At 63.8% G+C, this 24,905-nt stretch carries 20 protein-coding genes; 15 read left to right on the top strand and 5 right to left on the bottom strand.

Annotation, left to right across the window (positions count from 1 at the left end; genetic code table 11):
- Window positions 1-11: 11 nt before the first annotated feature.
- A complete protein-coding gene (locus WBR68_RS18560) occupies window positions 12-2,273 on the bottom strand; it encodes a GNVR domain-containing protein (protein ID WP_230694943.1) in 2,262 nt (753 codons plus the stop codon).
- A gap of 83 nt (window positions 2,274-2,356) precedes the next feature.
- Entirely contained in the window at window positions 2,357-3,493 is a 1,137-nt protein-coding gene (locus tag WBR68_RS18565) for a polysaccharide biosynthesis/export family protein (protein WP_050449998.1), read from the bottom strand.
- A gap of 244 nt (window positions 3,494-3,737) precedes the next feature.
- On the opposite strand from WBR68_RS18565, the gene WBR68_RS18570 reads away from it, so the two are divergent.
- The 13 genes from WBR68_RS18570 to WBR68_RS18630 all read left to right on the top strand — a co-directional run bounded on the left by WBR68_RS18570 (window position 3,738) and on the right by WBR68_RS18630 (window position 17,180).
- Window positions 3,738-5,147, top strand: a complete 1,410-nt coding sequence (locus WBR68_RS18570; RefSeq protein ID WP_127185163.1) for an undecaprenyl-phosphate glucose phosphotransferase — start codon at window positions 3,738-3,740, stop codon at window positions 5,145-5,147.
- A 100-nt stretch (window positions 5,148-5,247) separates the two neighbouring features.
- Window positions 5,248-5,664, top strand: coding sequence for a GDP-mannose mannosyl hydrolase (locus tag WBR68_RS18575; protein WP_050450000.1), 417 nt, complete (start codon window positions 5,248-5,250; stop codon window positions 5,662-5,664).
- A 5-nt stretch (window positions 5,665-5,669) separates the two neighbouring features.
- Window positions 5,670-7,100, top strand: a complete 1,431-nt coding sequence (locus WBR68_RS18580) for a mannose-1-phosphate guanylyltransferase/mannose-6-phosphate isomerase (RefSeq protein WP_127185164.1) — start codon at window positions 5,670-5,672, stop codon at window positions 7,098-7,100.
- A 263-nt stretch (window positions 7,101-7,363) separates the two neighbouring features.
- Window positions 7,364-7,672 (top strand): VanZ family protein, encoded by a 309-nt coding sequence (locus tag WBR68_RS18585; protein WP_230694944.1) that lies wholly within the window; start codon window positions 7,364-7,366, stop codon window positions 7,670-7,672.
- 10 nt (window positions 7,673-7,682) lie between these two features.
- The gene (gene gmd / locus WBR68_RS18590; protein ID WP_046804114.1) at window positions 7,683-8,792 is read left to right on the top strand and encodes a GDP-mannose 4,6-dehydratase; all 1,110 of its coding nucleotides are present in this window, start codon (window positions 7,683-7,685) and stop codon (window positions 8,790-8,792) included.
- A gap of 6 nt (window positions 8,793-8,798) precedes the next feature.
- A complete protein-coding gene (locus WBR68_RS18595; protein WP_127185166.1) occupies window positions 8,799-9,761 on the top strand; it encodes a GDP-L-fucose synthase family protein in 963 nt (320 codons plus the stop codon).
- Between the two features lie 32 nt (window positions 9,762-9,793).
- Window positions 9,794-11,110 (top strand): oligosaccharide flippase family protein, encoded by a 1,317-nt coding sequence (locus WBR68_RS18600; RefSeq protein WP_230694945.1) that lies wholly within the window; start codon window positions 9,794-9,796, stop codon window positions 11,108-11,110.
- 22 nt (window positions 11,111-11,132) lie between these two features.
- On the top strand, window positions 11,133-12,035 hold the full coding sequence (locus tag WBR68_RS18605) for a glycosyltransferase family 2 protein (protein WP_050450385.1): 903 nt from the start codon (window positions 11,133-11,135) through the stop codon (window positions 12,033-12,035).
- Window positions 12,036-12,047: 12 nt separating this feature from the next.
- On the top strand, window positions 12,048-13,352 hold the full coding sequence (locus WBR68_RS18610) for an O-antigen ligase family protein (RefSeq protein WP_050450386.1): 1,305 nt from the start codon (window positions 12,048-12,050) through the stop codon (window positions 13,350-13,352).
- Complete coding sequence (locus WBR68_RS18615; protein WP_050450387.1) at window positions 13,345-14,472, top strand: glycosyltransferase; 1,128 nt, start codon at window positions 13,345-13,347, stop codon at window positions 14,470-14,472. The genes WBR68_RS18610 and WBR68_RS18615 overlap by 8 nt, the downstream gene beginning before the upstream one ends.
- A gap of 13 nt (window positions 14,473-14,485) precedes the next feature.
- Window positions 14,486-15,379: a glycosyltransferase family 2 protein gene (locus WBR68_RS18620; RefSeq protein WP_050450388.1), complete on the top strand. Its 894-nt coding sequence runs from the start codon at window positions 14,486-14,488 to the stop codon at window positions 15,377-15,379.
- On the top strand, window positions 15,376-15,936 hold the full coding sequence (locus tag WBR68_RS18625; RefSeq protein WP_050450389.1) for a putative colanic acid biosynthesis acetyltransferase: 561 nt from the start codon (window positions 15,376-15,378) through the stop codon (window positions 15,934-15,936). The genes WBR68_RS18620 and WBR68_RS18625 overlap by 4 nt, the downstream gene beginning before the upstream one ends.
- Complete coding sequence (locus WBR68_RS18630; protein WP_230694946.1) at window positions 15,933-17,180, top strand: glycosyltransferase WbuB; 1,248 nt, start codon at window positions 15,933-15,935, stop codon at window positions 17,178-17,180. Before WBR68_RS18625 ends, WBR68_RS18630 begins: the two co-directional genes overlap by 4 nt.
- A gap of 280 nt (window positions 17,181-17,460) precedes the next feature.
- On the opposite strand, the gene WBR68_RS18635 is transcribed toward WBR68_RS18630, so the two are convergent.
- The 3 genes from WBR68_RS18635 to WBR68_RS18645 form a co-directional block, all read right to left on the bottom strand.
- A complete protein-coding gene (locus tag WBR68_RS18635) occupies window positions 17,461-18,126 on the bottom strand; it encodes a response regulator transcription factor (protein ID WP_050448695.1) in 666 nt (221 codons plus the stop codon).
- Between the two features lie 353 nt (window positions 18,127-18,479).
- Window positions 18,480-19,232: a response regulator transcription factor gene (locus WBR68_RS18640; RefSeq protein WP_050448694.1), complete on the bottom strand. Its 753-nt coding sequence runs from the start codon at window positions 19,230-19,232 to the stop codon at window positions 18,480-18,482.
- Between the two features lie 561 nt (window positions 19,233-19,793).
- Complete coding sequence (locus tag WBR68_RS18645) at window positions 19,794-21,398, bottom strand: glucosamine inositolphosphorylceramide transferase family protein (RefSeq protein WP_230694947.1); 1,605 nt, start codon at window positions 21,396-21,398, stop codon at window positions 19,794-19,796.
- Window positions 21,399-21,786: 388 nt separating this feature from the next.
- Here WBR68_RS18645 and WBR68_RS18650 point away from each other — a divergent pair, with 388 nt between their 5' ends.
- Window positions 21,787-22,458 (top strand): TetR/AcrR family transcriptional regulator, encoded by a 672-nt coding sequence (locus WBR68_RS18650; protein WP_050448705.1) that lies wholly within the window; start codon window positions 21,787-21,789, stop codon window positions 22,456-22,458.
- 93 nt (window positions 22,459-22,551) lie between these two features.
- Window positions 22,552-24,900, top strand: coding sequence for an acyl-CoA dehydrogenase (locus WBR68_RS18655; protein ID WP_230694948.1), 2,349 nt, complete (start codon window positions 22,552-22,554; stop codon window positions 24,898-24,900).
- The last annotated feature ends 5 nt before the right edge of the window (window positions 24,901-24,905 follow it).

The following is a 24,905-nucleotide window of genomic DNA, read 5'->3' on the forward strand; positions in this document are numbered from 1 at the left end:
CCGGGTGGCGTTTACTTGGGACCGTTCTGTTTGAAATCGCCGTAATACGCCGCACGGGAGTATCGATAATTCCCATACTTGGACCGGAAGCCGAAGCGTTCCGGCATGAGCTTGAGGCCGTTGAACAGCACGCCATCAACAGGCGCGCCGGCCTGGATCAGCCTCTTGGCCGTTTCGCGGATTTCGCCGACCGTGTTCATGCCCGAACGCACCACCACCATGACGGCGGCGGCATGCGTGCCCACCACCGCCGCGTCGGGCGAGGACAGCACGGGCGCGGTGTCCAGGATCACCATGTCGTACTGCGAGGACAGTTCGCGCAGGGTCGCGCCGAACACCGGCGAGGCCAGCAGTTCGGACGGGTCGAAGGTGACCGCGCCGGTGGCGATGAAGTCCACGCCTTCGGACACACTGTGCTTTCTGACGCGCGTCAGCGGAATCGTGCCCGACAGCACTTCGAACAGGCCGTCTTCCTTGGGCACGCCGAAATAGCGGTTCAACTGACCCTTGCGGAAATCGGCGTCGATCAGCAGCACGCGCTTGCCCACGCCGCCCTGAATGAAAGCGAAGTTGGCCGACAGGAACGACTTGCCCACGCCCGCCACCGGGCCGGTGAACATCACCATGTTGTTGGCCGACTGGCGCAGCGACGCTTGCAGCACGTTGCGAAACGATCGCAGGCTTTCGATGGGTGGCGAACTGCCCTGGCTTTGCGCCAGCAGCGCGGGCACCGTGGCGTTCTTGCGCCGACTGCGGCGCCACAGCTTGTCCTGTATGTCGCTGTACGGAATAGCCGCCAGCACCGGCAGGCCCGTGTAGCGTTCCACATCGTCCGGTTCCGACAGGCCGCCGAACAACGCGTTGCGCACAAAGGCGCACAGCATGCCGAAGATCAGGCCGATGACCGTGGCCACGCCGATGATGATCGCGGCCTTGGGGCGCACGGGGCGGTCGGGCTGCACCGCGGCATCCAGGATGCGCACGTTGCCCACCTTGCCGGCGCGGATCAGGCGCAGTTGCTGCGCGTTGTTCAACAGGCCCGTGTACAGCTCGGTGTTGACCCGCACATCGCGCACCAGGCGCACCACGTCCTGCTCCAGGTCCGGCAACTGCTTGATGTTGTTGCCGATGCGGTTGACGTCGCTGGACAGCGATGCGATCTGGCGATCGATGGACACGATGCTGGGATGGTTGGGCGCAAAGCGTGTGATCAGTTCCTGGCGCTTGGCGCGCAGGTCCATCACGCGGGTTTGCGCTTCCACCGATTGACCCAGGATCAGCTTGGCCTCTTCGCTCAGGTCGATGGTGCCGCGCTTGTTGCGCAAGGCGTTGTACTTGCTTTCGGCCGCGTCCAGCTCGCCCTTGAGCAGCGGCAGTTGCTGTTCAAGAAAGCTCAACGACTTCTCGGCCTGCGCCGCCTTGCGGTTCACGTTCTGCTGCACGTATTCCTGGCCGATCTGGTTCAGCACGGCGGTGGTCAGCGCCGGATCATTGCCTTCCAGCGTGACGCCGATCACGCCCGACGCGCGGCCACGTTCGAAGATGCCCATGCGCGCTTGCACGTTTTCAATCGCCGCCAGGCGCGAGCTGCGCGAGATGGTGAACTGCGTGCCCGGCCGGCCCGACAACGCGTCGATATGCACGTCCATCACACCGCCGCCGGGCAAGCGGAACTGTTCGGGCTTGCCCACAGCGCCGCTGAACGTGGCGCCCGTGAACTTGTCGGTCACCGTGTAGCGGCCTTCTCCTTGCGTGGTCACGATGAATGGTTTGCCCAGCCATTCATTCGGCACGTCCAGATGCGAGATCGCGATGGTCTCGCCGCCCCAGGCGTAGCCGCCGCGCGGCATGCTGGCGGGATACGGCAAGGTTTCGTAGCGCTGCGCCAGCCATTCGCCCACCACGGGGAAATAACGCGGCTTGGCGTGGATGTACAGCAGGAATTTATCAACCGCCGGCCCCACCACCATGCGCGAACGCAGCACTTCCATTTCGCCCGAGGTCTCCGCCTTGGTGTCGAACATGGATGACACATCGCCCAACAGGCTGCGCGCCTGCCCATTGGGCGCCTCTTCTTCAACCTGCACGATGATGTCGGCGGAATACACCGACGGCGTCACCATCACATACGCCAGCGCGCCCAGCAAGGCGAGCAACGTGATCCCGATGATCATCCACCGGTTGCTGATGATGGCGTCCACATGCGAGGACAACGGGGTTTCCTGCTGACGAGCCGGGACGCTCGGCTCGAATGATTCGATGGGCAACGACATGCAGCTCTCCAGACGTGGGCGCCGCGGCGGATGCGGCGCCCCCAAAAGGCGTTGTTTAGGGCCCGTTGGCCCTGAAAGGCGGATTAATCGATCGACTTCACGGTCTGCACCGTTTGCGCGCTCGGGAACAGGTTGCTGATGAAGCGGTTCCACCGCACCAGCGAGGCCGTATCCACGAACACGACATCTTTGGGGTCCAGCTCAAACTTCGCTCCCACTGCCAAAGCCTGCGGCGATTTGGCGTTCAGGTGGAACACCTCGGGCGTCGCCTGCTCGGTACTGCGCACCACAAAAATCTGCGAAGCGTCGGCCGTCAATTGATTGGGGCCTCCCGCCATGCCCAGCGCCTCGGTCAACGTCATGCGTCCATCGCGCATCACGACCGTGGTGGGCAAAAACACTTCACCCATCACAAACACCTTGCTGTCGTCGCGCGGCGTCACACGCACGATGTCGCCCGACTTCAGCATCACCTGATTCAAGTCCTGGCCACGTTCAACCAACGCGGGCAGGTTCACACGGGTACGGCGGCCATCGCGGATGACATAGACGGCGCTGCGGTCGGCGGTGGGCAGCAAGCCACCCGCGCGGTTGACCGCTTCGAGCAGAGTCATCGGAATGTCGTTGATGGCAACCGTGCCGGGGAACTTGACCTCGCCTTCCACGTAGACACGCTTGCTTCGATAGCCCAGCACGCGTACCGTGATCTGCGGATCCTGGATGTACTTGCCGGAACTATTCACTATGAGATTGCGCGCCTGAAGTTCCGTCAACCCCGCCACTTTCAGCAGTCCCGTATAGGGAAATTGGATATATCCAGTGGATGAGACGGTATACCCCGGTATGCCCGAGGCGGTATCCCCCATGACTAGTTCGGTCACCCCAGTCCCGATGGCATAGGTTTGCGTCGGAAGGACGAGTTCGGGGTGATCCCACACCACGATGGAAAGAATGTCACCCGGCCCGATGCGGTAGGGCTCGGCGCTTCCCACCAGCTTTTCGACGCCATCGTTGTTGATGACCGCCTCGCGGTTGCGCAGGTCGTCAACGACCAGCGAGGGGGTGATTTCCTTGACCGTCGCCACCGAATTCGGATCCAGGGGATCAACGAGATGGTCGGCGTTAAAGGTCATACCAGGGGACAAGGCGCAAGCGCCCAGCGAGGACACGAGCGCGATAGCGGCGATGGCTCGGCTCAACGTTCCGATAAATGTCGTCATGGCGAATCCACAGTGAATGACTTCGTTGCTTGGAATGGAGCCCGATGCGTAACGGGTTGCGACATTCCACTCTCTTTTCGAAGCCCCGCACATTCGACGGATGCCCTAAGCCTTCTCCTACATCGTTTGGAGGTTTCGGCTAAGCCACGCACTCAATAAGATTTCGTCGGTAGCCACATGTTTTGCGGCAGTGCATCGTTTTTGCTTTCGCCGCAAGAAGACGCCCCACGAACAGGAGTGCGCGATGGACCCGTCCCAATCGGACACATCGGCAAGATTCAGCGGAGCAAGCTATCTGTATCGCCTGCTCGACGCCGCGATCGTCATCACCTGCGGCCTGACTGCCACCGGCTTGAAATTCTCGGACGATGCAATGGCGGAGCCTCCGCAGATTCATCTGTTCCTGATCTATCTGTGCGGGTTGGGGGTGATAGCCCTGTTCCCGGCCTTTCGCCTGTACGTGTCGTGGCGCGGCCGGATGCTGACGGATCTGGTGGTGCGCAGCCTGGTCGCGTGGGCCACCGTGTTCGCGCTGGGCATCCTTATCAGTTTTCTCATGCATCAGACCGCCGCGATATCGCGCATGTGGGCGGGTACCTGGTTCGGCATGACCGCCCTGACGCTGGCGGGCGTACGCATCGCGGTCTACGCCGCGCTGGGCGCCGCGCGCGATCGCGGCCTGAACAAGAAGCATGTGCTGCTGGTGGGCTTCGGTGCGCTGGGCCATGACCTGTGGCGCCGCGTGGAACGCTATCGGGGCGCGGGCTATGAAGTGGCCGGCATCTACGCCGAACCGCACGAAATCCTGCCGCCGCAGGTACGCCGCCTGCACGAGCTGGACAACCTGCACACCTTCGTGCGCGAACACAATGTGCGCGAAATCTGGATCGTCCTTCCGATGGAGGCCGGGCAGGAACTGCGCGAAGTGCTGTATCACCTGCGCAACGACCTGGTGGATATCCGCTGGATTCCGGATGTGATGTCGATCCAGTTGCTGGGCCATCGCATCGGCGAATTCCTGGGCCTGCCCGCCATCCAGCTCAACAGCCTGCCCGCTGCCGGCGTGCGCGGCTGGGCCAAGGAAGTGTTCGACCGCGGCTTTGCGTTCTTCGCCTTGGTCGGCCTGGCTCCCCTGATGCTATCCATTGCGCTGGCCATCAAGCTGACCTCGCGCGGGCCGGTGTTCTTTACGCAACCTCGCCTGGGCGTGGATGGCAAGGTGTTCCACGTCTACAAATTCCGCACCATGACCGTGCACCAGGAACACGGCACGGTCACGCAGGCCACGCGCAATGATTCCCGCATCACCCGCATCGGCGGCTTCCTGCGCCGCACCAGCCTGGATGAGCTGCCGCAGTTCCTGAATGTGCTGATGGGCGATATGTCCGTCGTCGGCCCGCGTCCGCACGCGCTGGAGCACAACGAAATGTACAAGGACCTGGTGCAGCGCTACATGATGCGCCACCGCGTCAAGCCGGGCATTACCGGCTGGGCGCAGGTCAACGGCTTTCGTGGGCAGACGGACACGCTGCGCAAGATGAGCGACCGCGTCGAGCACGACATCTACTACATCCAGCATTGGACGTTTCGGATGGACCTCTTGATCATCGCCCGCACGGCCGTGTCGGGATGGACGGGCCGCAATGTCTACTAGCCCCTTGGGATGGCCCGCCACACGCACGGCGCCAAGCGGAGGCCCGGCCTTTTCGCCCGACGGCCTACTGCCACGAGCCGACTTCCGCCAGGCGGTGGAGATGCTGCCGCTGGTCTCCATCGACCTGTTGCTGCGCGACGCCAGCGGCCGCTACCTGACCGGGCGGCGCACCAACCCGCCCGCGCGCGGCGCCTGGTTCGTGCCGGGTGGCCGCATCCGCAAGAACGAGCCTTTACGCGCCGCGCTGGACCGCATTGCCCGTGAAGAACTGGGCCTGGCCATCGCGCCTGATACCTGGACGCCACGCGGCGTGTACGAACACTTCTACGGCACCAATTTCGCGGGTGAAGCGGGACGCTCCACCCATTACGTCGTCCTCGCCTACGAGGCCGAGCTTTCGTTGGACACCGCAAGCCTTCCGCGCGGCCAGCACCACGGCTACCGCTGGCTGCAAGCGGAAGAGATTGCCGCCGATCCCGGCGTGCATCCGTACACCCAGGCCTACTTCAAGGAGTGAGCGCCATGACGAATCCCCCTCCCGCCTACCGGGCTGTCATCCTTTGCGGCGGTTCCGGCTCGCGCCTGTGGCCGCTGTCGCGCGAACTGCTGCCCAAGCAGTTCATCCGTTTGACCGATTCGCGCAGCCTGTTGCAAAACACGCTGCTGCGCCTGTCGTCGGCGGGCGCGCAAGCCAAGCCGATTCTGGTCTGCAACGACGCCCACCAGTACATTGCCGCCGAACAGGCGCAGGAGCTGGGCATCAAGGACGCGGAAGTGATTCTGGAGCCGTTTGCGCGCAACACCGCGCCGGCCATTGCCGCCGCCACGCTGCGCGCCATGCGTGACGGCGAAGACCCCATCATGCTGATCATGCCGTCCGACCATGTGCTGGAAGATGGCGAGGTGCTTCGCGCCGCCTTCGCCCAGGCCTACGAGGCGGCACGCCAGGGCGCGCTGGTCACCTTCGGCATTACGCCCACCGCGCCGCTCAGCGGCTATGGCTACATTCAGTCGGACGAACCCGGCGTGATGGCCCCCGCGCGCCGCGTGCTGCGCTTTGTGGAAAAGCCTTCACCCGAGGTGGCGCAACGCCTGATCGAAGATGGTGGCTACTACTGGAACAGCGGCATGTTCGCCTTCCAGGCGTCGGTGTTCCTGTCCGAGATGGGCCGGCTGGCGCCGAAGATGCTGGCGCAGGTGGAAGCGGCGGTGGCCGACGGCTTGGGGGAAGACGCGTTGTTCCACCTGGATGGCCCCGCGTTCGAGGCCTGCCCCAGCGACTCGATGGACTACGCCATCATGGAACGCACCGACAGCGCCGTGGTCATTCCGCTGGCGGCGTCGTGGAGCGACGTCGGGGCCTGGGACGCGGTCTGGGGCATCGCCCAGAAAACCGAGGAAGGCAACTCCACCACGGGCGACGTGATGGTGGAGGATTCGCGCAACTGCCTGATCCATTCCACCAGCCGGCTGGTCGCGTCCGTGGGCCTGGACGACATTGTGGTGATCGAAACGGCCGACGCCGTGCTGGTGGCGCACAAGTCGCGCTCGCAAGACGTCAAGCGGCTGGTGGAGACGTTCAAGACGCAGCACCGCTCAGAACTGAACCACCATCGCGAAGTGCAGCGCCCGTGGGGCTCGTATGACTCGGTGGGCCACGGCCCGCGCTACCAGGTCAAGCGGATCACGGTAAAGCCTGGCGCGCGCCTGTCGTCGCAGATGCATCATCACCGCGCGGAGCACTGGATCGTGGTGTCGGGCACGGCGCGCATCTACAACGGCGACAAGCAGTACCTGCTGACCGAGAACCAGTCGACCTACATCCCGCTGGGTGAAACCCACAGCCTGGAAAACCCCGGGAAGATTCCGCTGGAGATCATCGAGGTGCAATCCGGTGCGTATCTCGGCGAAGACGACATCGTGCGTTTTCAAGACATGTATGGCCGGGTTTGAACAGCCCCCACGCGCCGCGCCTTCCAGGCGCGCGCTGCCCCCCGAGGGGGCTACCCCCGCCTTGGGGCGGCCCGGCGGCGTGGGGGTACCCCCACGCGGCGCGCCCGATGGGCGCTTGCTGCCCCCCGAGGGGGCTACCCCCGCCTTGGGGCGGCCCGGCGGCGGGGGGGGGGGGGCGACTGACAACTGAGCCTTTTTGGCGACCGGGCGTCGCCAGGCTCTGCCTGCCCGCCGCCGGCCTGTTCTTCCTGGTGCTGGTCACCGTGGGCAACCTGCCCGGCCTGGCCGCCGACATGTCCGACGCCTTTGGCGACAAGCGCCTGCACCTTGTGGCCTACGCCGTGCTGACCGGCTTGATCTACCTGTCCGTCAACCGACGCCCGGCGCTGGTGGCCCTGTTGGCCGTGACGGCGCTGGGCGTGGTGGACGAGACCATCCAATCCTTTATTCCCTACCGACAGGCTGAACTCTTAGACCTTTTGGCCGATATCTTGGCGGCGGGTGCAACAGTAATCTCATTGCACATTGGTTCCGCAGCCTTCGGCTCCTTTCGTGCAGTCACTAAGTCTTAAGGACACAACCATGCCAAAACGGGCACTGATTACCGGCGTTACCGGCCAAGATGGGGCCTACCTGGCGGAGTTCCTGCTGGCCAAGGGCTATGAGGTCCACGGCATCAAGCGACGCGCTTCGCTGTTCAATACCGCCCGCATCGATCATCTGTACCAAGACCCCCATGACAAGCCGCGCAACTTCGTGCTGCACCATGGCGACATGACGGACTCCTGCAGCCTGATCCGCATCGTGCAATCGGTGCAACCGGACGAAATCTATAACCTGGCCGCCCAAAGCCATGTGGGGGTCTCGTTCGAAGAGCCGGAGTACACCGCCAATGCCGATGGCCTGGGCACCCTGCGCCTGCTGGAAGCCATCCGCATCCTGAAGCTGGAAAACAAGGCGCGCTTCTATCAAGCGTCCACGTCCGAGCTTTACGGTCTGGTGCAAGAAACGCCGCAGAAGGAAACCACCCCCTTCTACCCGCGAAGCCCCTACGCCGCCGCCAAGCTCTACGCCTATTGGATCAGCGTGAACTACCGCGAAGCGTATGGCATGTACGCCTGCAACGGCATTCTGTTCAACCACGAATCACCCAAGCGCGGCGAAACCTTCGTCACGCGCAAGATCACCCGCGGGCTGGCGCGCATTGTGCTGGGCCTGCAGGAATGCCTGTACCTGGGCAACCTGTCCGCCCTGCGTGACTGGGGCCATGCCCGCGACTACGTCGAAATGCAGTGGCTGATGCTGCAACAGGACACGCCCGAGGACTACGTCATCGCCACCGGCCTGCAATACAGCGTGCGCGAATTCATCAATACGGCGGCGCGCGAGCTGGGCATTCTGCTGGCCTGGGAAGGCGAAGGGCTGGAAGAAACGGCCACCGTGCTGTTCTCGCCGGTGCATGACGTGAAGCCCGGCCAGGTGATCGTGCGCGTGGACCCGCGCTACTTCCGTCCGACCGAAGTGGAGACCCTGCTGGGCGATCCCACCAAGGCGCGCGAAAAGCTGGGCTGGTCGCCGCGCACCACGTTCGCGGAGCTGGTCAAGGAAATGGTGGAGGCCGACCTGAAGGACGCCCGCCGCGACGCGCTGGTCGAACAGAACGGCTACGAAATCTACGCCTACAAGGAGTAGCGCGCCATGACGAACCTGGACCAACGCGTGTTTGTCGCGGGCCATCGCGGCATGGTCGGCGCCGCGATCACCCGCGAGCTGAACCGCCGTGGCTATCAGCACGTGCTGACCCGCAACCGAACCGAGCTGGACCTGGAAAACCAGAACCAGGTGCATCGCTTTTTCTCGACCACGCCGGTCGACGTGGTGTATCTGGCGGCCGCCAAGGTCGGCGGCATCCTGGCCAACCAGAACCATCCCGTCGACTTTCTCTATAAGAACCTGATGATCCAGTGCAACGTGATCCGCGCCGCGTATGCGGCCGGGGTGCGCAAGCTGCTGTTCCTGGGTTCGTCCTGCATCTATCCGCGCGAAGCCCCCCAGCCCCTGCGCGAAGACGCCTTGCTGACCGGCCCGCTGGAAGCCACCAACGAGCCCTACGCCATCGCCAAGATCGCGGGCCTGAAGCTGTGCGAAGCCTATCAACGGGAATACGGGGCGCGTTTTATCTGCGCCATGCCCACCAACCTGTACGGCCCGCACGACAACTACGACCTGCACAGCAGCCATGTGCTGCCGGCGTTGATCCGCAAATTCCATGAAGGCCGCGAAGCCGGTCGGGAAAGCGTGACGATCTGGGGCACGGGCACGCCGCTGCGGGAGTTCCTGTATGTGGATGACCTGGCAAAGGCCTGCGTGATGCTGATGGAGCACCCCGACGCCGAAGGCATCTACAACATCGGCGCGGGCAAGGACATCAGCATCGCCGACCTGGCGGCGCTGGTGGCGCGCGTGGTCGGCTACCAGGGCCGCATCGTGTATGACACCAGCAAACCCGACGGCACGCCACGCAAGCTGATGGATTCGTCGCGGGTCGGCGCGCTGGGCTGGCAACCCGCCGTGTCGCTCAGCGACGGCATCGCGCTGGCCTACCAGCACTTCCTGCGCGAACGCGCCGATCAATCCCAACCGGCGCTGCCCGTGGCCTGAGGGCCGCGCCCGCCTCACCCACAGGTTCCCCGATGTTTGGATTCGTCAGGAAACACATCGCCGGCAATGCCTCGTTCTGGGGGCTGGTGGAATACGGCATCGGCCCGGTCGCGGCGCTGATCGCCCTGCCCATCCTGTTCCGCCAGTTGGGCACGGTGGGCTTTGGCCAGTATTCGATGATCATCGCGCTGGCCGGCTTCGGCAATGCCGCCAACCTGGGCGCGGCGGTCACCGCCACCAAGCTGGTGTCCGAACGCCTGCACGAACCGGGCGGCGCTTACCGCGCGGCGGGGGTCAGCCTGTCGCTGATCGGCTGCGCGCTGGGCGTGGTCACGCTGGCCGCCGTGCTGCTGTGGGCCGTGGTGGGTCTGGCCTGGCCCACCGCCACCTTCGGCGGCGTAGCCGTCACGCTCCTGGCCATGCCCGCGCTGGCCATCTACCTGACCCAGCAATACGACCAATTGTTTTCCGGCTGCCTGAAAGGCCGCGAGGATTTCCGCGCCACCGCGCTGTGCGAAGTGTTCAGCCGCAGCGGCACCATGGCGCTGGCCTGCGCGACCGCCTGGTACACCGCGTCGCCCACCTACACCGGGCTGGCGCAGGCCGCCGGCCTGTTGATCGCGGGCAGCGTGAAGATGCGCGTGTTCTCGCGCGCCTATGGCCGGGTCGTGGTGCGGCCGGTGCGCGACCGGGGCGCCATGATGGACGCCTTCAAGTTTTCACGCTGGTCCTGGCTGAACAGCCTGAGCGCGCTGGCCTTTGGGTCAGTCGACCGGGTGCTGGTGGGCAGCATGATGGGACCAGCCGCGCTGGCGATCTACACCGTGGGCGTGCAGGTGGGCCAGATCATCCACACCGCCGCCGTTGCGATCTTCCAGAAAGCGATGCCGCGCGTGACGCGCCTGTCAGTGTCGCCCCCCTATGCGGGCGCCGCCGAACGCGAGATCCGCCGCATGATGCTGTGGAACCTGGCGCTGTCGGCGACCGCCACGCTGGCGGTGCTGGCGGTCAGCCACCCGCTCTTGAATCTGCTGTTGGGAGACAACGTGGCGGCGGGCCACTTGGGCACCTTCCAGTTGCTGATCGTGGCCTCCGGGCTGCTGTCGTTGAATGCCGCGGCTCACTTCTCGCTGTTGGGGCTGGGCAATTCCCGCGCCGTCGCCATCCTGAACGGGCTGGGCGGACTGGCGATGTTGTGCGTCATGGCGGGGTTGGTGCACGCCGCGGGCGAACATGCGGCGGCGTGGGGCCGCATGGCTTATGCGGCGATCACGCTGGCCGGCGTGGCACTAGCTATCCGTCAATCGCGCCCCGAGTATCCGGGCGCCTTACCCGCGGCCACCCGATAACACCAACATGCTGAGGTCTTACATGCGCAAGCGTCATAACGAGTATTCACGTCAGCTCATCGACTTCGTGCGCGAGCTGCGTCCGCCCGCGCCGATCGCCGGCGGCCTGTTGCCCAAAGTGACCATCGTGACCCCGTCGTTCAACCAGGCCAAGTTCCTGGAACGCACCATTCTGTCGGTGCTGAACCAGGGGTATCCGCGTCTGGAATACATCATCATGGACGGCGGATCGACCGACGGCAGCGTGGACATCATCCGCAAGTACGAGCGCTACCTGAGCTACTGGGAAAGCACGCCCGACCGCGGGCAATCGCACGCCATCAACAAGGGCTTCGAGCGCGCCACGGGCGATTACGTGGGCTGGCAGAATTCAGACGACCTGTACTTTCCGGGCGCACTGCGCAAGCTGGGCGTGGCCGCTTCGCGCGGGCGCGCGCCGATTGTCAGCGGCAACCTGTTCGTGGCAGACGCCAACAACCACATCTTCCGCAAGATCCACTACACGCCGGTCAATCGCGGCACGCTGACGGTGGTGAAGGCGTCCATTCCCAACCAGTCGGCCATCTTCCGGCGCGACCTGCTGCGCAAGTACGGGCTGCTGCAGGAAAGCATGCGCTACTGCATGGACCTGGAACTCTGGAGCCGCCTGCTGCGCGAGGGCAAGAACCTGATCGTGCCCGATGCGCTGGGCGTCTACACCGCCCACGACGAAACCAAGACGGCGCTGATGCAGGACGTGCTGCTGGAAGAGCGCGAGCAGATCGTCACACGCATCCGGCGCACCGAGCCCGGGCTGGGCCGCCTGTTCGAGCTGTCGTGCCGCGCGTCCAAGGTGGCCGCTCACGCCCGCCAGGGCGACCTGACGTACCTGTTCGAAAAGCTGACCACGAAGATCTTCGGACGCGACGACTGGGCCGCGCACTAGGACGATGCCGACATGAGCCCGCACCGCCGCTTCTCCACCTTGCATCTGCTGGGGCTGTTCGCCTTCACGGCGCTTGCCCTGAACGATGACCGCTTCATCCTGGGCGTCGGTAGCTTCAAGCTGTCGCCCTTCGATGTGCTGTTCGTGATGATCCTGGCGGTCAAGGCGCTGCGGCTGGCCGAGCCCAGCGCCTACGCCTTGCCGCGCGGCATGCTGGGCGCGCTGCTGGGCTTGCAGACCTTGTCGGTGATCTATCTGCTGCTGGTGTCGATGGACCACCCCGGCATTGAAACGGGCGACGTGGCGCGCGACCTGCGCATTGTGTTCTATTTTTTGAGTACGCCATTCCTTTGCTACAAGGACATCGACAGCCCTGCCGCCTACGCGGTGCTGCAGAAGTACATCGTGGCGGCCTGCCTGTTGGTGGCCGTGCAGATGCTGCTGGAGCAGGCCACGGGCTTCAGCGTGTCGGACCCGCTGCGCAACGTGCGCCTGGGCGTCTGGGCCATTCCGTTCGGCGTGGTGTCGCTGTTGACCTTCCGACGCACCTTGAATGTGTCTGGGCCCAAGGCCTATGCGCTGACGCTCTTCATGCTGTTGGCGCTGGTGTTTTCGCTGAACCGCAGCCAGTACCTGCAATTGGCGGTGTCCGTCTTCATCGCGGTGCTGCTGGGCACGGGCCCGGAGATCCGCCGGCGCGCGGTGCTGATCTTCGTGCCGGCCGCCGTCGCGGGCGTGCTGGTGTTTGCCAGCATCGGCTACCTGGACGTCTTGGCCAACCGCATCTTCAGCGTCGAAAAGCTGGACGAGGACTCCAGCTACGGCGCGCGCATCCAGGAAATGGAAGGGCAGATGGACTTCTTCGCCGAAAGCCCGGTGTTTGGCAAAGGCGCGGGCTTTCGCAGTTGGGTCATGGGCGAAAACGGCTTCGAACTCAGCACCTTCGCGCACAACTCCTGGGCCTTCTACCTGATGAAGTTCGGCGTGGTGGGCACCACCATGATCATGCTGCCGCCCTTGCTGATCCTGCTCTTGACCTTGTTCCGACGATACGCGCACCCCGGCCTGGAAATGCACCGCCGCTACCTGCTGGCCACCGCGCCCATCTACATCTTCATTGATTCGTTGTCCGGCGGGCTGGCCTACGCGCCCAAGACCGCCTTCACCGGATTCCTGCTGTGCTACTGCCTGTCGTTGATGCGAAATGCCCAGATCATGCCCGTGCCCAGGGCGGATGCGCCCGTGGCCCGGCGCCCCACCAGCCACCGTCCGGATGCCGCGCACCGGACGCCACCTCGAGTGATACCCCATGCCTGATGTCTTGTTTGTCGCGCCAGACTTGCACGGCGGCGTCGGAAGATGCGTTGCCTTCATCGTGGATGCCTTACCGGAACAGGGCGTTGATTCCGCCCTGTTCCTGCTGCGTTCGCGCAACCGGGAATACCCCGTCTCCAACCCGAAGGTGACGCGCGCCCTGCCCATCATTGAATCGTCCACCAAGCTGCGGCTGATGCTGCCCTTTGCCTTCATGCGCTTGCTGGCGCAGATCCGCCGCGACAGGCCCGCCATCGTGTGTTCGCATGGCTTGCTGTGCAACATGCTGGTGGTGCTGGCCAGAAAGCTGATGCGCGGCAAGTTCCGCACCGTGGCCTTTGAGCACAGCAGCCCCGCCATCCACTACGGCGCGTCGAAGATGCGGCGGCTGAAGTGCTGGCTGGTCAGCCAGACGTATCGCCGGCATGACGCGGTGGTGGGCGTGTCGCGCGGCGTGAAGGAAGACCTGGTCAGCATGTTTCCGCCGCTGCGCGGCAAGGTGCATACGATCTACAACGGCGTGCCCCTGGACAATGTGCGCCGACAAGGCGCGCAGCGCACCAGCGGCGACGGCGCGGCGCCCTATCACGTCGTGGCGGTGGGTCGGCTGGAAGCCGTGAAAGACTACGCTACCTTGGTCGATGCCGCCGCCTTGCTGGACGACCCCGGCATCGCCTTCACCATCCTGGGTGAAGGCTCTGAGCATGCCGCGCTGCAAAAACGCATTGACGAACGCGCCTCGCGCAGCCCCGTCACACTGGCAGGGCACATCGACAACCCCTTTCCCGTCATCGCCAGCGCGGGCGCGTTTGTCTTGACCTCCATTCGCGAAAGCTTCGGCAACGTGCTGGTCGAAGCCTTGTGCCTGGGCGTGCCGGTGATTTCCACCGACTGTCCCCACGGCCCCGCCGAAATTCTTGATGCCGGCCGTTACGGCCTTTTGGTGCCCGTAGGCGACGCCGCGGCCCTGGCCGACGCCGTGCGCCGCCTGGCCTACGACGCCAAGATGCGCGAGCAACTGGCCGCGCAAGGCCCCGAGCGCGCCGACGCCTTTTCCCTAGAACGGCACTGCCGCAACGTCATCGCGCTATTCCAGCCGCTGATGCAACGCGGCACGCCTTGAACAGGAAGGAATCATGCAGAAAATACCGGTATCCGTGGTGGTCATGACGAAGAACGAAGAGCGCAACATCACCAAGTGCCTGAAGGCGCTGGTGGATTTTGACGAAGTCTTCGTGGTGGATTCCAACAGCACCGACGCCACCTGCGCGATGGCGACGGCGCTCGGCGCCCGCGTGTCCAACTTCCAATGGAACGGCAAGTATCCGAAGAAAAAGCAATGGTGCCTGGAACAACTGCCTTTCTCGCATCCCGTGGTGCTGTACGTGGATGCCGATGAAGAAATGACCCCCGCCCTGGCCGAGGAAATCCGTGATGTGTTGCCACGCTTTGCCGCGGGCGCGGGCGGCGCCTTCGTGCCGTTCGACTACGTGTTCTGCGGCAAGAAACTGGAACACGGCCACCGCGTCTACAAGCTGGCGCTGCTGGCGCGCAAGCAATCGCGCTTCCTCGATTACGACGACCTGGACGTGGCGCATATGTGGGAAGTGGAAGGCCACTACCAGCCGCAGGTCCAGGGCGAAACCTTTGCCTTGCGCCAGCGCATGGTGCACAACGACCACGATTCGCTTTTCCACTATTTCGACAAGCACAACCGCTATTCGGATTGGGAAGCCAACCTGCGCACCAAGGGCCTGATGAACGATCCGCGCGAAGCCAACGTGGGTGCGCGGGCCCTGCTCAAGCGCATCTTCCAGGCCATGCCCTTCAAGGCGCCGATTTCGTTCCTGCATTCCTACGTGTTCCGGCTGGGCTTCCTGGATGGCAAGGCGGGCTATGACTACGCGGTGGCGCGCGCCATGTATTACTGGCAGATCCGCATCAAGACCGAAGAGCTGCAGAAGGCGCGGCTGGCGCGCGCTGGCGAAGCCGAGGCCGAGGCCGACCCCGTGACCGGAGCCGCCAAATGAGCACGCTGCAGCAACTGGATCGCTTTGCGCTGGCGCCCGGCCAGCGTGGCCGCTCCGCGTTGACGGTGCAGCTGTGGTGGACGGTGCAGAGCACGCTGTTCCGCTGGTCGCCACAAGTGGCCTACGGGTTTCGGCGTTGGCTGCTGCGTTGCTTTGGCGCGCAAGTGGGCAAGAAGGTGCTGATCCGGCCGAGCGCCACGGTGACCTATCCGTGGAAAGTGCAGATTGGGGACTATGCCTGGATCGGCGACGACGCCGTCCTCTACAGCCTGGGTCCCATCCAGATCGGCGCGCACGCCGTCGTGTCGCAGCGCAGTTATCTATGCGCGGCTGACCATGACGCCGGCCAGCCGGACTTTCCCCTGCGCGAACGCGCAGTCCGCGTCGAGGACGGCGCCTGGGTGGCGACCGACGTCTTCGTCGGCCCTGGCGTGACCATCGGCCGCGAGGCCGTGGTGGGCGCGCGCAGTTCCGTCTTTCGCAACATGCCGCCCGCGATGATCTGCCACGGCAATCCCTGCCGTCCGGTGCGTCCGCGCATGGCGACGGCGCCATGAAAATCCTGATCTACGGGATCAACTACGCCCCCGAATTGACCGGCATCGGCAAGTACAGCGCCGAGCTGGCGGAATGGCTGGCGGCGCACGGCCACGAGGTCAGTGTGGTGACCGCCCCGCCCTATTATCCGCAGTGGCAGGTACACGACGGCTACCGCGCCGGACGCTACCAAAAGGAAGTGCGGCGCGGTGTCACCGTGCGCCGCGCGCCGTTGTGGGTGCCCGCGCGTCCCGGGGGGCTTAAACGCTTGATCCACCTGGCCAGCTTCGCGCTGTCCAGCCTGCCCTCGCTGCTGCGCGCGGCGGCAGGGCGGCCGGATTTGATCCTGGTGGTGGAACCTGCGTTGTTCTGCGCGCCGGCCGCCTGGATCACGGCGCGCCTGTGCGGCGCGCGCGCGTGGCTGCACATCCAGGATTACGAAGTGGACGCCGCGTTTGAACTGGGCCTGCTCAAGGGCGCCGGCCTGCGCGCGGTGGTCAAGCGGGCCGAACGCTGGTTGATGCGCCGCTTTGATCGGGTGTCGACGATTTCCCAGCGCATGCTGGACCTGGCGCTGGCCAAGGGCGTGGAACCTGACCGCGCGGTGCTGCTGCCCAACTGGATCGACGTCAACGCCATCACCCCACGCGGGGACGGCGGCGACTATCGCGCCGAGCTCGGCATTCCGGATAACGCCATCGTGGCGCTTTATTCCGGCAACATGGGCGGCAAGCAAGGCTTGCAGACGCTGGCGGATGTGGCGCGCCGCTTAAGCCGCGAGAGCCGGCTGTGGTTCGTGTTTTGCGGGCAAGGCCCGGAACGCGAGCCATTGGAAGCGGCGTGCGAAGGATTGGCTCGCGTGGTGTTTCTGGATTTGCAGCCGGCAGACAGGCTGGGCGCGTTGCTGAACACCGCCGACATTCATTTGCTGCCGCAACGCGCCGGCGCGGCCGACCTGGTGATGCCGTCAAAGCTGACGGGGATGCTGGCCAGCGGACTGCCCGTGGTGTGCGGCGCGGCGCGAGGAACGGAGCTTGCCGCAGTGGTGGCGCGATGTGGATTGGTGACGCCGCCCGAGGATGGCGAGGCCATGGCCGAAGCGGTGCGCAAGCTGAGCTACAACGCAGCGATCCGCGAGACGCTGGGCGCGGCGGCGCGGCTGTATGCGTTGAATAATCTGCATGTGGATGCGGTGCTGGCAGCGGCGGAAAGGGAGTTTGGGAAGGTGGTGGGGGGGAAGGAAGCGGCGGCGGTGGGGAGGTAGCGGGTATTTGAGTTGTGCGGGAGAAAGGACGGGATTTCTTTAGGAAAGAAAGGACGGGGATTTTTCTGCCGTCCTTTTTTAATTCCGGCGCTGCTTGATGGGTTTCGCGCGATCGGCGTTGTGGGTTCTGGGCAGGACCGTGCCGCGCTGCACCCATCCTACGGGCGCTGCGCCGTGGTATGTAGGATGGGTGCAGCGCGGCACGGCAACAAAAAGAACAAAATTGCCGATCGCGCGGAACCCATCTTGCAACGGTTGGCATGCGGCGAGGCTGCGGGCTTTAGCTGGGCACGTCATTCTTTGCGGGAGGCAACGTGCCGCCGCTTCTTACCAGGCCCATTTGCACGGCAATGTAGGCGGCTTCGGCCTGGTTGCGGGCGTTGAGTTTCCAGTAGAGCGTACGCGCGTGGCTCTTTACGGTGGCGACCGAGATGCCGACATGTTGGCCGATTTCCCGCATGGTTTTGCCTTGCACCAGCAGTTGCAGTATTTCTTCCTGCCGCTGCGTCAGCTCGCGTAATTCATGCAGGGGGCCTTGCGACACGCCTTGCGGCCGGCCTGCCGGCTGCGGATAGCATTCGCCGCCCGCCACCACCAGGCTGACGGCCGCGGCCAGCGCGTCGGGGCTGGAGGCCTTGGGCAGATAGCCCGCTACGCCAGCGCGCGCGCAGGTGCCCATCACCGCCGGGTCCAGCGTGGAATACAGCACCAACACCAGCCGCGGCATGAAGAACGCCATGGACTGCGAGATAAGCCCGATGTCCTGATCGGCAACGCCGCTGCAACCGATCACCAGCAGTTCCACGGGACGGTTGATCGAACTGGACATATTGAGCAGATGCGCTGGCGAAATGGCCAGGATGTCGTCGGCGTTGCGCACCCGTTCCAGCACATGCTGGATGGCGACGCGTAGCAGTGCGTAGTCTTCTATCAGTACGGTTGTCATCCCGGAGAGAACCTTGTGACACATGGCCCATGCACGGTTCCCATGACGTCGGCGCATCACGCTGCGAATAGCAGGTTATGTGCGGCGCCAGCCCCAAGGGAATCTTGCCCGCGCTATTGGATCGGCGTCGCGAGGCGTTGTAGTTCGCGCTCTCGATCCATGCTTGCGGACACAACCCATGCTATCAGCGGCACCGTTCGCTGAATCTCGTTCAGGAGGATGATTGGAGGAGGAAAACCGCACCCGGGCGGGCGCGGATACTGCGATGTATGACTTAGGCGTGTTGGTGGGGCGCACCCGGCAGCAGCGGAACAAATGGATTCCTGGCCGCCGGGCAGGCGGCGCGCCTGTCATTACCCAAGCTTGCGCCCATAGATCTGCCCGGTGTCCGACTCTCTGCCATTGTTCGGTTCATGCCATTCCAAGGTCGCACCGCGTTGCAGCGCCGCGTACACGGCTTCGCCCTTGTTCTTGACATGCAAACGCTGGTAGAGCGTGCAAGCGTGCGTCTTTGCCGTGGCGACCGAAATGTTGAGCATCCGGCTGACGGTCTTGATCGGATACCCCCTGGCCAACAGCACCAGCACCTCGTATTGACGCGGCGTGATCTGAAGCAGTTGCGCGCCAGCGCTGACCGGCATCGTGGCCTTGGCGGATGCATCATCGCCATCACGGGTGGGCAACGCGCAGACGGTAGAGGCCGGGGCCTGCAACGCCTGTTCGCTGGGAAAACACTGCCCGCCCGCCATGACCAGGCGAATCGCCGCTTCAAGGATTTCGACCGAGGCCGTCTTCATCAAGCAGCCATACACGCTGGCTCCGGGCAAACCCTGCACCGGCATCGGCAGGGGCATCACGTCCGTCAACAGCAGAATCCGCTTGGGCGTGAGGACGCGCTGAATTTCGTGCAGCGCGCTCCATGCTTCATCAGTTTCCACCGGCAATCCGTAGATCAAGAGATCGGCGCCCGCGTGCGCGCCGTCGGCCTTGGACAAGTCCGCCAAGCCCATACCCTCGATTTCCCACACATCATCCAACTTGCTGAGTATCTGCCACAACCCCAACCGCAGTAGCGGATGGGCTTCAATCAGGACCATCTTGGCCATGGTGTCCTCCCGGTTTTTCGACGGGCCTAGAAGGGATCTTCGCTGTGCTGAAGACTATTTTTTTCCAACCCTGCGGGGGTGGTCCGCAATATCCCGGAATATCTAATGAAGCCGGACCGGGACACTTGGGCTGGGCAACTTTGGTAGCCAACATAACGGATGGCATGGACCCATCTTATGGTTCGAAACCTTCAAAATCAAGACGTTTCAGGGCGATATAATCCGATAAAAACAGAAATCATTCGTTAGCCTTAATCACTCTCGTAAATACGGATGAGGCGCCCTCCTCCGCCTTTTTGCCGTTGGGGTTTCCACCAACTTCTCTGCGCCGCACGCGCTCTTCTCTCTATGACAGGCTCCGCCAGGAGGCTTGATTCGTCATGGCTTGCGCCTGATCGCGGCCAAAAAAAAGCCGCGGCGAGGCAGATGCTCTCCACGGCACGAAACCCAAGATTTGCACGGAAAAGTTCTCGATATGTTTCCGTGGACACACCGCGCCCCGGCGCGGATCGGTCACTCGCAATATAGGTAACATTTTTATTTTTGTGCCGGATGCATCATTTACTCCATATAGGCGAAGTCAAATACCGTATGCCCCCCCTGGTGGTGCCAATGGTGCATTGAAGCATGGCGTTTGCTTAAAAAGTTTGCATAGTGGATTTCGCCGTCGGTTTCGACGTAGGTCGACGGGGTCAGCTCTTCAATGCGGTTCAACGAAACCCCCTTGCCGTAGTGGCAGAAGCCTTGGTACTGGGCGCAGCGGATCACGTCTCCGCTAGGAGAGACAACGATTCCGGCGTTTCTGGCCCGCATGGGGTTACGCACGATGGGGTTGCAGGCATGCGGCGTCCACTCAGTTGAACGTGGTGAGTCCGAAAAAAATGCAAAAAGCTCGTCACAGTGGCTTTGGCCGTCAGTTCGGTCAATATTGGTTAATAACCACCAATATTCTCCATGTTTAAAAATAATGGTATCCACGGCCGATATATTGGTCATTAACGTGACATCAAGTTCCCATTTAAGCGGAAATTCAGTACATTTCCATAATTCTATACTGCGATTTCCACACGTTTCCGGAACCATGTACGTGACACCATCGAATTCAAAAATATATGGAAACGACAGGTGATAGGGTAGGTTCAAGGCGGTGCCCAATAGCCGGAAAGCCCCGTCAGAGTAGGTCGCGACCGAGATCGTGCCCTTGCGGGAAGTAAAATCGTAATCTTCAAAAAATATATACGGTTTTTTATCGTGCGTATAAACAAACGGATCTGCGAAGAACCTACCTTTTGGAGGTTGCAGCACCATGGCCTCGGATACTACCGCCTGCTGCCTTGATGACGGAAACATACCAATCCGCCATCGAATATTGCGCTTCATGATGCGCCGCACAATCAAATCACTGATTAACCACGCCTGACGCGCGATATAAGCGGCGCTGTCCCATTCGACCGGGTCGGCACGCCGCGGCCCGCTCATGATCTGCATGTCGGGGGCCGGCTCGCTCTGCCTGGCGCGGGCCAGCGCCTGCAGGGCGTCGTAGACCATGAAATTGCCCAGGCTGAATGCGCGCGCCTGATTTTTCAGCCAGAACACTTCGGTATTGAAACTGCGCTGGTCCAGCAGCTCGTCCTGCTCCGGTTCCGGCCCCACCCGCCAGAGTTTCACGGTGGTGTGGTCCTGGCGCTGGAACACTTCCCAAAAGCCCGCGTACCGGCTGGTCGACACGGCAATGTCGGAATAGCTCAGTTGCCAAACGCCCAACCGCGCCCAGCCCCTCATCTGCGTGCGCGTGGCGCAAGAGGCGCCCAGCGTGATGACCAGGTCCAGGCCCAGCGCCGCCACCGCGTCCTGCGCACCGGGCTCGGCATCGCCCGCTTCAAGCGGCAGCACCGGCACCGAGGCGGACGGCATGCGCTGGCGCATATCGCCGCAAGACAACATCTGACGCTGCTTGGCGGGCAGCATCCGGGCCTCGAAGCGCGACAGCGTGCCGAACAACGCCTTGACGCCCAGGCGCGGCGCTTTCTCGGCGCCAACGCCGTCCATCACCAACAAGGCGGAGATGTCGAAGTCCTGGCTATGGATGAGCCAGTCCACCATCTCATGCATCCAGCCGGGTTGCTCATACCCGTCAACCAACAGTCCCACTCGGTAGGTTTTCATTTGTCCCGCTCCTGTGTCAGGGCGTCTTGGGCACCCGCACCGGCCTGGCGCGCGGGGTCGCCGACGGCAGCGCCGACGCAACGCAATTAAGTCCTCGCGCTGATACTGCGGGGTTTTTCCCCTGTCTTCCAGACCACATTCATCCTAGGTCGGGCGTCCGAGGACGAACGGTTCAGCATCGTGCGCTCGCGCGAGCGGCGGCTCGTCCGACGGCGCGCGTCTTCATCCTTCCGGTCTAGTTGATCTGGTGCAGCGACACCGTGCACTAGTACGGCGGCCATGGTCACGCCGCACTTTAGGGGTAAACCCTATTGGGGATAGCCGAGTCTCGCTTCTCCTCCTTCTCTCCCGCATAATGGCTTTTAAACAAACGTTTGAATTCAACTTTATGCAAGAAATAAGAACGCCCAATACCCGCGATTCCATCCTCGACACGGCCGAAGCGCTGTTCGCGCAGCAAGGCCACGACGGCACATCGATGCGCCAGATCACTGGCGCGGCGGGCGTCAACCTGGCGTCGGTGAACTATCACTTCGGGTCAAAAGAATCGCTGGTGCAGGCGGTGTTGAAACGCCGCCTTGAAGTGCTGAACCGCGAGCGCATGCGGTTGCTGGACGAACTTGAGGCCCAGTCCGAGGGCAAACCCTTGAAGCCCTCGCAGATCGTGGACGCCTTCTTCGGCACGCTGCTGCGCCTGGCCGCGGACCCGGCCCAGGCGGGCAGCACCTTCCTGCCGCTGCTGGAACGCACCATGACCCACCCCTCCGACTTCATCCGCGCGCTGTTCGCCGAGGAATACGCCGACGTGCTCGAGCGCTACCGCAACGCGCTGTTCGCCGCGCTGCCGGATGTGCCCAAAGCCGAAATTGTGTGGCGCTTCCAGTTCATGCTGGGCGCCACGTCCTACGCCATCATCGGCACCGACCTGCTGCGCTCCGTTACAGGCTGGCAGATCGATGAATCCGAACAACCCGACAACCCCGACATGCTGCTGCCCCGACTGATGAGCTTTTTGCTGGGCGGCTTGCGTGCGCCCTTGCCGCCCGTGGCCGGCAGCTAGCCGCGGCCAGGGCAGGCACAGACCCGGCGCAGAAACCCGCGCAAACCCCGGCACCCGATCAGGCAAAAAACTGATCTCCACGGAGACAAAGAAATGAACGCAGTGATCCTCACGCTTCTCGTTATCGCGGCCCTTGCCGCCATCGTGCTGACCGTGCGGCCGCTGCGCCGGGCGCTGCTGTCCGCGCCCATCTTCAACCTGTACCGCAAGGTGCTGCCGCAGATGTCCGACACCGAGCGCGACGCCCTGGAGGCCGGCACGGTGTGGTGGGAAGGCGAACTGTTTCGCGGCCGCCCCGACTGGAGCCGTCTGCTGGCCTACCCGCGCCCGCGCCTGACCGACGAAGAACAGCACTTTCTGGATAACCAGGCCGAAACCGCCTGCCGCATGGTCAATGACTGGAGCGTCACACACGAACATCATGACCTGCCGGCCGAGGTCTGGACCTATCTGAAGACCCAGGGCTTCCTGGGCATGATCATCCCCAAGGAATATGGCGGCCTGGCATTCTCGGCCTACGCCCATTCCGAAATCGTGACCAAGCTGTCGACGCGCTCGTCCGCGCTGGCCGTGTCGGTGATGGTGCCGAACTCTCTCGGCCCCGCCGAGCTGCTGCTGCACTACGGCACCGATGAACAGAAGAACCACTATCTGCCGCGCCTGGCGCGCGGCGAAGACGTGCCGGCCTTTGCGCTGACCAGCCCCTGGGCCGGCTCCGACGCCGCCGCCATCCCCGACAGCGGCATTGTCTGCAAGGGCGAATGGCAGGGCCGCGAAGTGATCGGCATGCGCGTCACCTGGGACAAGCGCTACATCACGCTGGCCCCGGTCTGCACGCTGCTGGGCCTGGCGTTCCGCCTGTACGACCCCGACGGGCTGTTGGGCGGCAAGAAAGACCTGGGCATCACCTGCGCGCTGGTGCCGCATGACCACCCCGGCGTGGACACCGGCCGCCGCCACTTCCCGCTGAACGCCATGTTCATGAACGGCCCCACGCGCGGCACGGACGTCTTCATGCCGCTGGACTTCATCATCGGTGGCCCCGCCATGGCCGGCCAGGGCTGGCGCATGCTGATGGAATGCCTGGCCGCGGGCCGTTCGATTTCGCTGCCCTCTTCCAACACCGGCATGTCCAAGCTGACGGCGCGCGCCGTGGGCGGCTATGCGCGCGTGCGCAGCCAGTTCCGCATGCCCGTCGGCAAGTTCGAAGGCGTGGAAGAAGCGCTGGCCCGCATCGGCGGCCACACCTACATGATGGACGCCGCGCGCAGCATGACGGCGGGCGCGGTGGACCTGGGCGAGAAGCCCTCGGTGGTATCGGCCATCGTCAAATACCACGTGACCGAACGCGCGCGCCAGGTCGTCAACGACGGCATGGACGTGATAGGCGGCAAGGGCATCTGCCTGGGCCCCAACAACTTCCTGGGCCGGGCCTACCAGCAGATTCCCATCGGCATCACCGTCGAAGGCGCCAACATCCTGACGCGCAGCCTGATCATCTTCGGGCAGGGCGCCATCCGTTGCCATCCCTACGTATTGGCTGAAATGCAGGCCGCGCAAGCGTCGGACGCCAAGCAGGGGCTGACCGACTTCGACGCCGCCTTCTGGGGGCACGTGGGCTTTGTGGCCAAGAACAAGCTGCGCACCCTGGGCACCGCCTTGACCGGCGCGCGCTGGGTCAAGGTGAACGCCGACGTGGCGCCCGAGATGAAGCGCTACTACCAGTTGCTCAGCCGCTATTCGGCCGCCTTCGCGCTGTTGGCCGACACGTCGATGCTGGTGCTGGGCGGCAGCCTGAAGCGCCGCGAACGTCTGTCGGCGCGCTTGGGCGACGTGCTCTCGCAGATGTACCTGATCAGCGCCACGCTCAAGCGCTTTGAAGACGAAGGCCGCCAGGCCGCCGATGCGCCGCTTGCGCATTGGTCGATCCAGGACGCGCTGTTCAGGTTGCAGGACGCGTTCGACGGCGTGCTTGAGAATTTCCCGAACCGGTTTGTGGCCTGGAGCATGACGCGTTTGATCTTCCCCTGGGGCCACACGCAAGTGCAGCCATCTGACGCGCTGGGCCAGGACGTGGCGCGGCTGTTGATCAACCCCGGCGCCACGCGCGACCGCCTGACGTCCGGCTGCCACCTGCCCGCCACCGCCGACGAACCCGTGGGCGCGATCGAACAGGCGCTGGCCGCCACGCTGGAAGCCGAGCCCATCGACGCCAAGATCCGCGAACTCGAAAAGCGCGGCACGCTGGAAGGCAAGCCGCAAGCCAACGTGCGCGACATCGCCGATGCCGCCTACGCCGTCGGCGGCATCACCGCGGAAGAATATGCCGTGGTGAAACGCCGCAACGTCTTGCGAGATACGGTGGTGAAAGTGGATGATTTCCCCTTTGACCTTGGCGCGTCGCAGGCCAGCCGGCCGAATGCCGAACGCAAGGTCGCCTGACGGAG

It is taken from the genome of Achromobacter sp. JD-1 (assembly GCF_038594925.1).
Classification (GTDB): domain Bacteria; phylum Pseudomonadota; class Gammaproteobacteria; order Burkholderiales; family Burkholderiaceae_B; genus Achromobacter; species Achromobacter spanius_C.